At 43.4% G+C, this 13,869-nt stretch carries 11 protein-coding genes; 4 read left to right on the top strand and 7 right to left on the bottom strand.

What is annotated here, in order from left to right:
- The first annotated feature begins 110 nt into the window (after nt 1–110).
- Nucleotides 111–1,460, top strand: a complete 1,350-nt coding sequence (locus PLE34_RS14640) for a Y-family DNA polymerase (RefSeq protein ID WP_324558148.1) — start codon at nt 111–113, stop codon at nt 1,458–1,460.
- 24 nt (nt 1,461–1,484) lie between these two features.
- Nucleotides 1,485–2,576, top strand: a complete 1,092-nt coding sequence (locus PLE34_RS14635; RefSeq protein WP_324558146.1) for a metallophosphoesterase — start codon at nt 1,485–1,487, stop codon at nt 2,574–2,576.
- On the opposite strand, the gene PLE34_RS14630 is transcribed toward PLE34_RS14635, so the two are convergent.
- Both PLE34_RS14630 and PLE34_RS14625 read right to left on the bottom strand, forming a co-directional pair.
- The gene (locus PLE34_RS14630) at nt 2,573–3,208 is read right to left on the bottom strand and encodes a DUF4230 domain-containing protein (RefSeq protein WP_324558145.1); all 636 of its coding nucleotides are present in this window, start codon (nt 3,206–3,208) and stop codon (nt 2,573–2,575) included. The genes PLE34_RS14635 and PLE34_RS14630 overlap by 4 nt on opposite strands.
- Nucleotides 3,209–3,210: 2 nt before the next feature.
- Nucleotides 3,211–3,771 (bottom strand): DUF4230 domain-containing protein, encoded by a 561-nt coding sequence (locus PLE34_RS14625; RefSeq protein WP_324558143.1) that lies wholly within the window; start codon nt 3,769–3,771, stop codon nt 3,211–3,213.
- 237 nt (nt 3,772–4,008) lie between these two features.
- Here PLE34_RS14625 and PLE34_RS14620 point away from each other — a divergent pair, with 237 nt between their 5' ends.
- Together PLE34_RS14620 and PLE34_RS14615 are read left to right on the top strand one after the other, a co-directional pair.
- Complete coding sequence (locus tag PLE34_RS14620; RefSeq protein ID WP_324558142.1) at nt 4,009–4,689, top strand: 2-C-methyl-D-erythritol 4-phosphate cytidylyltransferase; 681 nt, start codon at nt 4,009–4,011, stop codon at nt 4,687–4,689.
- Nucleotides 4,690–4,775: 86 nt separating this feature from the next.
- Nucleotides 4,776–5,594, top strand: a complete 819-nt coding sequence (locus PLE34_RS14615) for an FkbM family methyltransferase (RefSeq protein WP_324558140.1) — start codon at nt 4,776–4,778, stop codon at nt 5,592–5,594.
- On the opposite strand, the gene PLE34_RS14610 is transcribed toward PLE34_RS14615, so the two are convergent.
- The 5 genes from PLE34_RS14610 to PLE34_RS14590 all read right to left on the bottom strand — a co-directional run bounded on the left by PLE34_RS14610 (nt 5,595) and on the right by PLE34_RS14590 (nt 13,490).
- Nucleotides 5,595–6,524 carry a GNAT family N-acetyltransferase gene (locus PLE34_RS14610; protein ID WP_324558139.1) on the bottom strand — a complete coding sequence of 310 codons (930 nt, stop codon included), beginning with the start codon at nt 6,522–6,524 and terminating at the stop codon, nt 5,595–5,597.
- Between the two features lie 12 nt (nt 6,525–6,536).
- Nucleotides 6,537–9,308, bottom strand: a complete 2,772-nt coding sequence (locus PLE34_RS14605) for a M1 family metallopeptidase (protein WP_324558137.1) — start codon at nt 9,306–9,308, stop codon at nt 6,537–6,539.
- A 67-nt stretch (nt 9,309–9,375) separates the two neighbouring features.
- The gene (locus PLE34_RS14600) at nt 9,376–10,794 is read right to left on the bottom strand and encodes a sugar transferase (protein WP_324558135.1); all 1,419 of its coding nucleotides are present in this window, start codon (nt 10,792–10,794) and stop codon (nt 9,376–9,378) included.
- Between the two features lie 20 nt (nt 10,795–10,814).
- Nucleotides 10,815–11,792: a Gfo/Idh/MocA family oxidoreductase gene (locus PLE34_RS14595; RefSeq protein WP_324558134.1), complete on the bottom strand. Its 978-nt coding sequence runs from the start codon at nt 11,790–11,792 to the stop codon at nt 10,815–10,817.
- Between the two features lie 183 nt (nt 11,793–11,975).
- Nucleotides 11,976–13,490 carry an HAD-IB family phosphatase gene (locus PLE34_RS14590; protein ID WP_324558132.1) on the bottom strand — a complete coding sequence of 505 codons (1,515 nt, stop codon included), beginning with the start codon at nt 13,488–13,490 and terminating at the stop codon, nt 11,976–11,978.
- Nucleotides 13,491–13,869 lie beyond the last annotated feature (379 nt).

Below are 13,869 nucleotides of genomic sequence, written 5' to 3'. Positions count from 1 at the left end.
GCATCTCCGGCCAACAGGAGCACGTAAGATACTATAAATACTCAAAACCAGGCTATGCAAAAAGCATTAGCAATACTAATTAATTTAGTATTTTATGCTATATTTGCTATATGCAGGATATTTCAATAGCAGCAAATGCAAAAAATACATTATTTAAAGATGTTCCGGAAAGAAGGAGCTTTAAAGCAATTATAGATTGCAATAGTTTTTATTGTTCCTGCGAGCGGTTATTCAGACCTGATTTGAAATATAAGCCCGTTGTGGTGCTCAGTAATAACGATGGCTGTATTGTTTCACGCAGCGATGAAGCTAAGGAGATAGGAGTGAAAATGGCAGGCCCTTATTTTGAGGCCAAATCCCTGATACAGCAGCATGATGTGGCAGTGTTTTCTTCTAATTATAATTTATACGGCGACCTGAGCTGGCGCGTGATGGAAACATTAAGGATATTGTTAGGGGCATCCCGTGTGGAAGTATATTCGGTAGATGAGGCATTTGTAGATTTGCCGGAGATGGAGCAAAAAGAAGTGCAGGATTACGCATTGTATATCCGGCATACCGTTGAGCAATGGACGGGGGTTTCCGTTTCGGTAGGCGTTGGCCCAAGCAAAACCCTGGCTAAAGCAGCTAATTATATGGCTAAGGAGGATAAGCGGGTTTCCGGGTGCGTAAAAGTATTGCTCTCGCCGGAGCAGCAGATGCAGGCACTGCAATCCATACGGGTCAACAATCTCTGGGGCGTGGGCAGCGCCTATGCCGGCAAGCTCATTAATATGGGTATTACCAGTGCATGGGAACTACGTAACATGTCTGCTCAGTGGGCTTATAAAAACCTCGGTGGTGTAACGGGTGTGCGGTTAATAAAGGAATTACGCGGGGAACAGTGTATAAGCATAAAAGATCCGCTGATAACGAAAAAGATGATTGCCACCACCCGCATGTTTGGTTCTCCTGTAAATAATATCGGTGATATCAAAGAAGCCGTTGCTACCTATACTTCCCGCGCAGCCGAAAAATTGCGCCGCCAGCACAGTGCGGCCAATACGGTTAGCGTATTTATTGTTTCCAAAGAACAGGGTCATTCCGTTGATTTCCACCACGGCCCAACCATAAGCACCTATACCATATTACCTGCCGCCACATCCATTACCCATGAACTGATAAAGCCCGCGGTTCACATGGTGGATCAATTATACGAGGAAGGGAAATCATATAAAAAAGCAGGTGTGATGCTTAGCGGCTTGGTTCCTGACACGGCTATCCAGGGCAACCTGTTTGTGCCGGAAGCGCAGAACCGTAACCGTTATCTTATGGATACGATGGATAATATCAACTTCAGTATGCGGGATGATATGCTGAGGTTTGCCGCTGCGGGAACCCAAAAGAACTGGAAGATGCGCCAGGAACTGCGTAGCCACCGCTATACTACCCGCTGGGAAGAAATGTTTGAGGTGAAGTAAAATTTGTAGTATTGCTTTTTTATTATGAGCCTTCGTACATTCCTGCAGCGCATACTTAAAAAGCCGGTAGCAACATTAGCCAACAGGTTTTCTTCCCGCCCCAACAGGCAAAAGGTGCATGATGCGCTTACCAGACTGTATATGCAGATCAGGAAAAAACCCGGTAAAAAAGGAATGGTCATTGATTTAAATGCATCACCTCAAAAGATCATTATCTTCTCTGATCTTCATAAAGGCAATAAAAAGCGTTCTGATGATTTTGCCCCCGCGGAGCAAAACTATATTGCCGCGTTACATTATTATAACACAAAGGGATATACTTTGATTGTGCTGGGAGACAGTGAAGAACTTTGGAAGTTTAACCTGTTCACTGTAAAAAAGCACAATCATGCTTCCTTTGAGCTGGAAAAGCTGTTTCAGCAAAGAAAAGCGCTGATCAAGGTTTTTGGCAATCACGATGTGTTCTGGAATAACGATCCTTTTGCACCGTTGCAGCTTATCAGCATTTACGGTGAGCCGGTGCATATGTATGAGGGCGTATTGCTGAAGTATAATACAGGGGAAAAGGCAATAGATATTTTTTTAACACACGGGCACCAGGGCGATGGGCAAAGCGATGGCAATAAGTTCAGCGCCTGGTTCGTAGCTAAGATATGGGCCCCATTGCAGGCGTATTTAGATCTGAACATCAATACGCCCGCTTTTAATGATATCCGCAAAACGGAGCATAACCAGTTTATGTATGAATGGAGTTCGGAGCAAAAAGACCTCATACTCATTACAGGGCATACGCATCAGCCCGTATTTGAATCCATGACGCACCTGGAGCGTTTATACAAACAACTGCTGATTGCCCGTCAAAAGGGAGATGAGCATGCGATTAATCATTTACAGGATGAAATTGCTTTTCGCCGGCAGGAATATGATCATGTGTCGGAAGATTACCTGCATCTGAAACCCTCCTATTTCAACAGTGGTTGCTGCTGCTTCAGTGACGGCGACATTACCGGGATAGAAATAGAAGCGGGCGAAATAAGGCTGATAAAATGGAAAATGGAAGATACCGCAGCTCAAAGAACCATACTGGAACATGCCGCATTGAAAGATATGGGCTAACCCGCCGTTTGTACCCGCACCTTCTTAAACCCTAACCCCCGTAGGAAATTTTCAATAAGCACAATGCTCCGGGCATTGGCCCTGGTGAGTATACCCTGCTCAACCGATCTTTCTATCATTTTTGTTCTGGCTTTTATTTTAACTGCCGTAACGGCTTCGCTGCTCCATTCGCCGGTTTCACTAAAAGTTTCAAAGTCTGCCGGGTTCATGATCGCATCCAGTATTTCCGCCGCCGGCAGTATTATGGAAACAGAATCGCCCTCAGCAAAAACAGATTGCTCATTTAATTTTCTAAGGTCAACACCTGCAATGATCTTTCCTTTTCCAATGAGCACAAGGCGCTTCCCGGTAACCGGTAAATTACCAAAACCCGAAAGATCCGGAAGTAAGGTTTCTATCGGGGATTTCATCTTCATAACAACAGAATCTGCAACTACTTCATCAAAAGCTGTGATGGTGCATAGCTGGGCCAGTTCGTTGATTTCCTTAATCAGTATAGGTGTATTTTCTATAGTAACGGGCTGCGCCTTAAATATGCTTTTAAATGAGGGCAGCCATTTCATATTCAGTAAGGTGAGCACCACCAGTACCAGGGCGATAAGAAAAACATACCTGATCCATCTCTTTCGCATGATCAATTGAGTTTAACGGGGGCATTTTCAAATTGAATAATAATTTTTTCATATCCCATGTTGCGCAGGAAATGGCTAACAAATAAACTGGCATTGGTTTCTGCGGTCTGCAGCACACCCAATGCGTCTGCAGCGTTGCCAATCTGCTCTTGTGCCTGTGCTGCCAGCATATCTCTTTCCTGTGTTGAAAAGCTGCTTCTGAAAGCACCTGTTTCTTCATAAGCCACCCGAATGTTTTCGGGTTTTATATTAACAGAAAATAAAGTGGCATGCGGCAACATTAGGGTAACTTCCTTACCGTTTATCTGAATATGCTTTGCGGTAATAGCCGAAAAATCAATACCCGCTTTAAGGGTAGCTTCACAGGTCATTAATATTTTCCGGTCGCCAATTTTATACCAGGTTTTATCATCGCTGGCCTTGATGATCTTGTTTACCACGTATTCAACGGTAACCAGCTCATTGATCTCTTTTAAAGCCAGTATGTCCTGCTCTTTTTTATACGAGCCTGCCTGGCAGCTCACCATTATGCAGAGCAGGAAATAAATGATTTTTTTGAACATATTGCAATTTACGCATCCTGTGTCATCTGTAAGAAACTGTCTAAAAATGATTGCTGTTACGCATACCCAATAAAATCTGCGCATCTGCGGCAAAAGATTAAATGTATTATTTAAAGCGTAATGGCAGACACATGCCAAGTTTTATATTTGTTATGGGTGCTGATACAATTGATACCATAAAAATTTTATCAATGGAGCTTTCAGTGGTAATCGTTAATTTTCATCCGAAATTATACTATGAAGAAATATGCGGTAATAGTAGCAGGGGGTAGCGGAACGAGAATGGGAGGACTTGTTCCCAAGCAGTTTTTACAGCTAAAGGGAAGGCCGGTGGTATGGCATACGCTGGAAACATTTCTGCGCGCCTTTGAAGACCTGAAGATCATACTGGTGGTGCCGGCTAATTTTGAACAGGAAGGTGATGCGCTCATCCGGCAAACAACCGCGCCATGGCGTATTCAAATGGTTGCGGGTGGCGCAACGCGTTTTCATTCTGTGCAAAACGGGCTACAAAAGATAGAGGAAGAATCGGTTGTTTTTGTGCACGATGGCGTAAGATGCCTGGTTACTGAAAAGCTGATCCGGCGTTGTTATAACCAGGCGCTTGAGAAAGGAAGCGCTATTCCCGCGGTAGCGGTAAGCGACAGCATAAGAATGATGGAAGGGGATAGCACCAGGGCGATAGACAGAAGCCGGCTGCTTGCTGTTCAAACACCTCAAACCTTCAGGAGTGAAATTATTTTGCCGGCATTTGAGCAGCCCTATAGCGAAACTTTTACCGATGAAGCCACGGTAGCAGAAGCCGCGGGATATGAAGTGTTTATGATAGAGGGAGAGAAGGAAAATATTAAGATCACGCTGCCCGCTGACCTGGTAATAGCAGAGCAGTTGTTTACAACCAGAAACCACAAACTATAAATCACAAATAAAAAGCCCAAGGCCGGAAATTCTAAATCCGAAGGGAATGCGATCTCAGATTTTTAATTTCAAATCTCAAATCCTGCATGATTGAAAGACTTACCACAGCGGTTCAAAAATTTATTTTCTGCTATACCATTACAGCGGGTCTGCCTTCTTTTATACGGTTACTGATCAATACAAAAAAATATCGTTATGCTAAAAGCAGTACCAGGTATTCCTCCATTCCTGTTCCTTATCATTTACGGTTGAATGGGAAAAGAAAAACTATTTTTTTAAGGACCTATACCGGGGATATTGAGATATTCTATGAAGTGTTCTGGAAAAAAGTATACCATCTCCCCCGGCAATATAAATTGAAGCCTGAAATCGTTGTGGATCTCGGGGCAAATACAGGTATGGCATCTTTATTTTTTTCTGTGTATTATTCCACACCAGGGATATATTCCGTGGAAGCAGATAAACATAACGTGGATATACTTTTAAGCAATCTTTCCGCTGAAGTATCTGCAGGCTCTGTTAACGTAATGCACGCGGCTATTTACAATGAAGATACTACGGTATATATGCAGGTGAAGGAAAAGGCATATAATACTGCCATTGCCCGGGAAGTAACAGGTATGCCTGTACGTGCTATATGCATGGATACGTTATATGCTATGTTTAAGCTCGATAAAATAGACCTTCTTAAAATAGATATTGAAGGGAGCGAAGAGGCGCTTTTTTCTGAAAATACCGGGTGGCTTGATAAAGTTAACATGATTGTTATGGAAATTCACGCTGTTTCGTACCGGAGCACGTGTGAAGCTATATTACGTAACAATGGGTTTGTTATTGATGAGCCGGGTAAAATCACTTCTTCTTCAAATTTATTGTGGGCAAGAAAGCCAACGGTAATGCAATAGCTATTTCTTGAAAAATTTCACCGGAAATGGCAAACGGTTCATTCTCACATGCCAGTAATAAACAGGGGTTGAGCCAAACTGCCGGTTAAAAAAAGCAATGCCGGAAATATCGGATCCTTCAAAACGAAAGGTTTTATTTGTGCCTGCATGATCCTGTATGGCGGCATCGGTGAGCAGGTAAAACGCACCCATTGATTTTCCCTTCGCGGTACTTCCTCCTACCAGTGAGTACACGAAGCTGTTGTCGTAAAGCACAATGTAAAATGCCACAGCTTCACCCTCCGGCGTATGTGCGGTATAGGTTTTAAGATGATGCTTCCCGGCTGCAATATTACAGCAGGCCAGGAGTGCATGGTAGTCTTTCGCTGTAATGCCGGGATGTTCCGTGTGATATGTTTTCCGGTATAAAGTAATAATATCCTCGGGGGTATCATTGCGTATGATTACCAGGTTATGTTTATGCGACTTTTCTAATGAGCGTTTTGCGAGCCTGCTGTATTGGCTGGTTAAAGCGGAGGTGGTCTTTTTTAAATCCAAAAATAGGTTTAGCCGTTTGTGAACATTGAGCGCGGCAACAGGGTTCGGTTCAGTTAAATTATGGGTTTCGTTGATATCAATATCCCAAAAGGTAAATTTGGGCGGAACGGCCCGTAAAAAATCAGCTATGCTAACAGCCTGTGAATTAGCGAAAAGGCCCAGCGATGCCGTAAAAAAGGGTTGGTACAGGTAATAAAATCCATACTTTTTTCTCCAGGTAAGCGGCATTACCGCTTCATAATCGTTTAATACCAGTGCGTCCCAGTTATCCGCCATATTGTCTAAATACCACGAACGGGCATAGATTAATCCGTTACCAGCCCCCGCAATACATTGATCCCATTTTACAATGTCAATTTCATTTCTTTTCAGGTATTGAATGGCGGTAGTCATGAACAGGATTGCTTAAAAAGGAATAAGCGGACTGATCTTTTTAAAATTAATGTTTTGAATGTCTATGCTGAATGCTATGCGCTGCCAGAAATTATTGCCGGGTGTTGATCTGAAGTAATCGTGGTATACTTTGCTGTACAACAACGGCACATAAACATTTAAGATGTCTTTGCATAAAGACAATTGCAGCCCTGCATCAAATAATATTTTCGGTTGTTCTGATCCGCTTGCCCATCCTCCATTATACGTTCCCATGTCTAGAAATAGTTTTACAGGGATGTTGTGATGAATTGTGGAAGTAAAATTAAGCGCCATCAGCCAATCATCCGTTTTGCCTACTTTATTGCTCAGCAAATCTGTTCGTACTTTAAATCCGCCGTCTCTCATCATTACCTGTTGGGAAAAGAAGCCGTTGTATTCGTTGCGGCCCATAAAGTAATTACTGTAGGTGTAGTCTTCATAGCCCTTAGGCGCGCTCATGTTAAGATGATAGGAGTCTGTATCAAATCGCTTGCGGGATGTTTTATCCCCCTTGTAAAAAAATTTTCCCGCAAACCAGCGGGCATTTAGTCCTCCCCCTTTGGGGTAATTAAAAAAATAATTTCCCGTATAGGCAATTCTCCCAAAATCTTTCGAAAGCTCAAACTGTAATGTATAACCGTAAGGGTATAAGGCCCGGCTGTTTTCCGTTACAAAACGCAGTTGCCCAATGGTGCTGGAATGGGCATTAACGGAGTACAGGCTCTTCTGTAAAACGGAATCCCATGAAAACTGCAGGGCGTCTGTATGAATAAAATGCGTTTTCAACTGCACAAAACGGCTAAGCCGGCTGAGCGGATCCTTATTCCGGAAAGTGAACCGGATCTGCGGGCTGAGCTTTCCATACCGCATAGGAGTGGTATGGTTATCTTCGTCTGTAAAAGCATCTCGCGAAAACCGTGCAGCGCTTAAGCCTGCTTCAATGTTATCAAAAATATTTTCCGGGTACCAGGTATAGGTTGCCCGCCCAATGCCATTGAACTGTTTACTGCCTGTAGCATATAGTGGTACCGTAATAAAGCGGAACCGGGTAAACGGAAGCGAATAGTTGTGAATAACAGCTCCTGCCATCAGTTTATCGTAGTAGTTAAAACCCAGGGCAGGAGCTATACCTATATAGCGATATTTTTGATCACCTGCTTTCCCTATCCAGGCAAGCCGCGTTTTCTTAGGAGCCGCTGCTAACAGGCTTCCCGTGGTGTTCAGCAAATGGAAAATACTATCCATATTCTTTCCGCTTACCGATGAAACTACCTTCCTGAAATCTTCGGGATAAGGATGTTTGAACTGCCATTGATGGTAATAAACATGCATACAGGAATCAAATAATTCCTTTCCCAGAAAAGATTCTAATAGCTGCATCCATTGCGCCGCTTTATAATAAGCAGATAAGTAATAATTAGCCGGAGAAAATGCAGGAGCAGGCAGCCCCGCCGGCTGGTCTTTTTTTACGGCAGCCACCGATTCAAATGCAATTTTTTCAAATGCAGATGTAGTGAATGGTGCGAAATTGGTTTTTTCTTCACCGGCTGTATATCTTTTTTCGTAAAAAATATTCATGCCTGCGGCCATCCAGGGGTGCTCCCGGCCGTTGGAAGCCAGTATGCCGTAAAACCAGTTTTGTCCAGCACCATGAGCGATGTGCCGTTCTGCCAACTCCCCTTTTTTGGGAACCGAAAGCGCTGTAATGGCAGGATATCCCCCCTCCATAGCAGGCGGAACTTCCGCAATGCTTAAGGTAGTAAAAGGGTATGTGCCCACTGAAGCGGAGTAAAACCGAAGCGCTTTTTTCGTATGTGCTATGCTGTTATTCCATTGCTTTTGCGCGGCAGGGGTATAGAAGGTATACACGTCAATGATTTTTCCGGATGGCAAAGCACAGGTATCATAATTTACGATGAATCTTTTGTCGGCAAACCAGGCAAAGTCCTGTACGTTATTTTGTTTGAAATGAAGTGTTTTGGTTGCAGCGGCAGAGGGAGGAAATGTCTCGCGGATCGTTTTATAGGAGCCGCCTTTTATCTTCTTTCTGTACCGGGTTGCTTTCCAGGTATATGAAGCGCGTGTTTTCAGCCATGCTTTCTCGTTTTCGTTTTGTAATTCACCTGTTGCGGCTACCACGTAATTTTCGGGAAGGGTAATGGTTACGTCGAAGTTGCCCGGTTCGCTGTAAGGCGGTCCCTGCTGCAGGTAAGGCATGGGGTGCCATCCTTTGCTGTCGTACACCGCTGGTTTGGGATACCATTGCGTTACCTGGTACGATTGACCTGTGTGCCCGCTCCGTGAAAAACGATCAGGGAGCTGTATATGAAACGGAGTGGTGATTGTAATTTGCTCACCGGGTAAAAGCGGGGCAGGCAATATCACGCTTATGATATCCAAATGAAGGGGGTGATCCGTTATGGTTGCCCGCACATCATTCACCCTGAAGTCGAGCTGGTTGATATAGCCCTTTTGTTCGGGCAATGAAAAGTAAAGCCGGGTATCGCCATTTTGCAGCATTTGCTCACTAAAAGCCGTCTGGTCGTTTTTAAAGGCATTTGGCCATAAATGAAACCAGATATACTGTAAGGTATCCGGTGACTGATTGCGGTAAAGTATTTTGATAAAACCATCGAGGGTATGTTCCTTGTCATTAAGGGAAACATTGATGGAATAATCCATCTGTTGCTGCCAGTAGCTTTGTTGCGCGGAACCCGCGGCTATAAAACCATTGATGACGATGAGCAACAGAAACTTTTTCACGAATGTGACCGGTTTTTTCAAAAATAATGGAAATCAATAACAAAGTTCTTTTTTAAACCTGCTTCCGCTATCGTCCTTTTCCCTTTAAAATAATACGCAGGGTGTGCACGAGTATTTTAAAATTAAGTGCAAGGGAAATATTTTCAATATATACGAGGTCATACTGCATCCGCTCAATCATTTCATCCACGTTTTCGGCATAGCCAAATTTTACCATACCCCAACTGGTGATGCCGGGCTTTACTTTCAGCAAATATTTAAAATAAGGTGTTTTTGCATTGATCTGCCCAATGTAAAATTGTCTTTCCGGCCGCGGCCCCACCAGGCTCATTTCTCCTTTTATTACATTCCAGAACTGGGGTAATTCGTCAATGCGCCATTTGCGCATGGTTTTGCCCCAGGCGGTAATGCGCGGGTCGCCATGCGATGATAAAGCCGGCCCGTTCTTTTCCGCGTCGGTATACATGGAACGGAACTTGTACATGAAAAACGGACTGCCTTTATAGCCAATCCGTTGCTGTGTAAAGATCACGGAGCCGGAGGAAGAAAATTTTACCCTTATGGCTGCATACAGCATAAGGGGCAACAGTATAATGAGTGCGGTTGCCGAAACCAAAACATCGCTTAGCCGTATAAGGTAGAGCTGCCACTCGGGCATCAGCCCGGTTTTGATATCAATGAGTGGCGCATCCAGTACATTCCTGGTGCGTACAGAGCCGGCAAGAATATCGAGGTTGCTGGGCGTGATCTTTATTTCTATATCTCTTTCACTTATGCGGTTAATGATAGACGTTATTTCATGCGGCAGCGCATGCTCTATGGCAATGATCACCTGGTCGGGCTGTTCCGATTCCAGTATGTCTTCCAGCCCATCCATATCTCCCAGTAAAGGAAGATGATGATCTAAAGCGTTGTGCGGGGCATGAGCGTTGATAAAGCCGCTGAATTTGTAACCCAGGCGGTTCTGGTTTTTTTTGATTTCCTTAAACAGGTAAAGGGCAGTGGGGTTATTGCCCACGATGATGGTATTGAACCATACCCGGCCGTTGAGCAATTGTTTTTTAGCGATATCAAGCAGTATCACCCGGCCGGTCCAGATTAAAACAAGGTGCAGTAAGAACAGGGAGAAGAACGCCTTATAGTAATATGGATAGCTGGCTTCCTTATCATCAAGCACCAGCAGGAAAAAAAGCACCAGGCAGCCTGAAAGCGCGCTGATAAAGGTTACGGTAAATTCCAGGAGGCGCGATTTGGTATATAAGGACTGGTGATAGCTGCCCAGGAGCATGAAGAGCGTCAGCCACCCGCAGGGGATAAAAAAAATGCTCAGTTGTAATTTGGTGTTATATAAAAGTTCCGCTGCAATGTTCAGCTCAAAACCGGTTAAGTGTTTTCGTATAAAAAAAGCGATAGCCCACGCAATTGCCGTGGCGATATAATCACTTACCGCATACCAGGAAGTATTTATTTTATGCTGGTCTTTCATTTGGATATTTACCCCGTTTATCATTTAACGAGGTAATTGGCTGACTGTATTTTTTGCAAAATGTGATGCGCCACATCCATCGCTATTAAGCCGTCTACCTCCGAAACCGCCGTGAGTTTGTTTTGTAATACGGATTGGGTAAACGCTTCCAGTTCTAATAAAATGGCATTCGCTTCCGGAACTGCAGGGTTGGCTATGGCAATTGTTTTTTTGCCCGATGGCGTTTCTATGTCAAACGTAAAGGCGTCTTTGTCTTTGTCATCTTTTAACTTGATGATCTCCGTTTTTTTCTCCAGGAAATCAATGCCTATATACGCGTCTTTCTGAAACAGGCGCATTTTACGCATTTTTTTCATGGATATCCTTGATGAGGTAAGATTGGCCACACAACCGTTGTTAAACTCAATGCGTACATTGGCAATATCGGGTGTATCTGTCATTACCGCTACGCCGCTGGCAGAAATATTTTTTACATCGCTTTTAACTATACTGAGGATGATATCAATATCATGGATCATCAGATCGAGGATTACACTTACTTCCGTGCCGCGCGGGTTGAACTGCGCCAAACGGTGTACTTCTATGAACATAGGATTTAGTTCATATCCTTTTAAGGCCAGGTAAGCCGGGTTAAACCGCTCCACATGTCCAACCTGAACTTTTACATTTGCTTCCTTTGCCAGCTTAACAATTTTATGCGCCTGTTCCATGCTGTCGGCCAAAGGCTTTTCCACAAAAACATGCTTGCTTTTACGGATGGCTTTTTCACACAGTTCATAGTGCAGGGTAGTGGGGGCAATAATATCTACCGCGTCGCAGGCTTCTATTAATTCATCGGGGTCAGTGAACCGGGTTAGCTTATATTGTTTGGAAACGGCTTCCGCCACCTCATCACCGGGGTCGTAAAAGCCTACCAGCTCAGCATCTTTAATTTTCAGCCAGTTACTGATATGAAATTTCCCAAGATGCCCGACGCCGAAAATGCCAATTTTAAGCATGTGTAACGATTTAGGGATCAAAGATAAGATTTGCTGGTTTGTGTAGTAAGATAAGTAAACGGCCTCCTTTCTTTCGTTTATCCGGCACGGAAAAATTTTTACCCTGAACACCTTATGCCTGTCATTGCAGGAACAACTTAATTATCCAAAAGGCGGCCGGTGGCAACAGGGAAGCAGGTAGGCTCATGAATAGGGTATTCCGGCTTTTTTTTTGCTCTTTGAATACAAATAATAGCCGGCAAATGCTGTAGCAGCGATTATGCCTATGCCTGCCAGGTATTTTACAGAATTGTTTTTCAATGAACTGCCTTTTTCATTACCGGTAAGTAAACCCGGAAGTGGTTTTAATGAACCGGCAGGCAATATTTTGTCCGCCCATAGTTTAACAGATACCGGTGCATGGGTTGTAACTATACCCATGCCGCATGCCTGCAGCATGGGTATATCCTCTGTTGTATTGCCAACAAAAACGATATTTTTTTGAGGGATATTGAATTTAACTGTAAGGTGCTTTAGTATAGCGCTTTTATCATACTTTGTGCCGGGCTCATCGGGGTCATTAAAATAATCGGGGAATTCCAGTTCTCCTGTGGCAATGCTTTTTTCCATTTTGAGGCTGTTGGCAAAACAATAATCAAAGCCAAGCTTGTTTTTAATATGGTTGGCCACAATATCAAATCCATCGGAAACCAGTATGCATATATAACCATTTTGCTTCATTTGCAATATGGCTTCCCGCGAATAGGGTACAAAAGAAATGGTATCTGCGATTGCCTGTAACTCAGGCAGGGATCTGCCTTTAAAAAGCGATGCCGTTTTTCTTAATTTTGATTCCTTATCTGTGTAGGTATTATTGAGCTGCATTAAACGATGCTCCATGTTATAGAGCGCAGCGGCTGTATGATTAAAGTCAACGGTGAGAATAATATTGATATCAATTATTATTATTTTTTTTAGCTTCAGGATAGATTCCCTGATAGCGAAATCCATCTCATCGCTGATGGTTTGGATATCAGACAGGGTTTCTAAATTGCTGCCGGAAAATAAAGTAGCTTTCTGTAATATGGTTCTCGAAATTTGCCGCGACATTTTCCCCAATGCTTCAAGCGTTTGCATATCGTTTCTGATGAACCCGATATTTACTTCCTTTATGCGCATTTTTTTTGCAAAAGCATCTATAAGTAAAGCGATATCTACTCCATAGTCGTTTTCGAATTCAATCTCCTGCAAAAAATCTTTCCGGGCGGCGATCATACCACTCAGCGGCTGGGTAAATTTTTCGAGCTCAGGAAAGAAAATGCTTAAAAGCGGTTTTGCAACAAGCTGGGTAACCCTGCCTGCCTGCCTGTCGAAAAATGATTTTACAAAATCAGCTTCCCCGTTTATGATCGGGTCAGACAGAAGGGCTATAATATTTTTGGGATAAGTAAGAATATCTGCATCGAGGTAAACAATGGTATCATAGCGGGCAGCCACCATCCCTTCATGCATGGATATCCCTTTTCCTTTCTTTGAACTGGTAATAACCCTGTCGGCTTCTTTTAATGCTTCGCTCACGGTATTGTCAGTGGAATTATCATCCACCACAATAATTTCCAGCGGCACACTGGTTTGTTTGATGCGCTGAATCACTTTCCTGATCGTAGCTCCTTCGTTCAATGCGGGTATAATTACACTAACCATATTGTTTTCCTCCAAAACAAAAATAACGGAATTTTTCAGCGCCGGAAAATGAGGGGTGTTAATTCAGGAAGATCAAAAGCAATATCCCTTACTCCCGAACCTCTTTATATAGTTTTCGTATATACTTTTACGTTATGTAACAATTTGCCCCGTTTTGTGTTACGTGCCCGGATTGCGGCAATGTAAAAAGGGCCTGCTTCCATTTTGAGCAGGCCCTTTTGCATATTTTAACGTGAGTTTTGGATGTTATTGAACCACATAGAAACAAAGGCAGATAGATTTCACATAGGCATTAGACAACACACTATGTGTTTTTCTTTGTGTACTACGTGTCTATGGTTGTGCCATGCAAGTTCTTTCAAAGATGGAGAAGAGAGTCGTAAAGATTTTCGGC

The sequence above is a fragment of the Agriterribacter sp. genome (assembly GCF_035445465.1).
Lineage (GTDB): Bacteria > Bacteroidota > Bacteroidia > Chitinophagales > Chitinophagaceae > Agriterribacter.
This window is presented reverse-complemented; position numbering and strand designations above follow the sequence as displayed.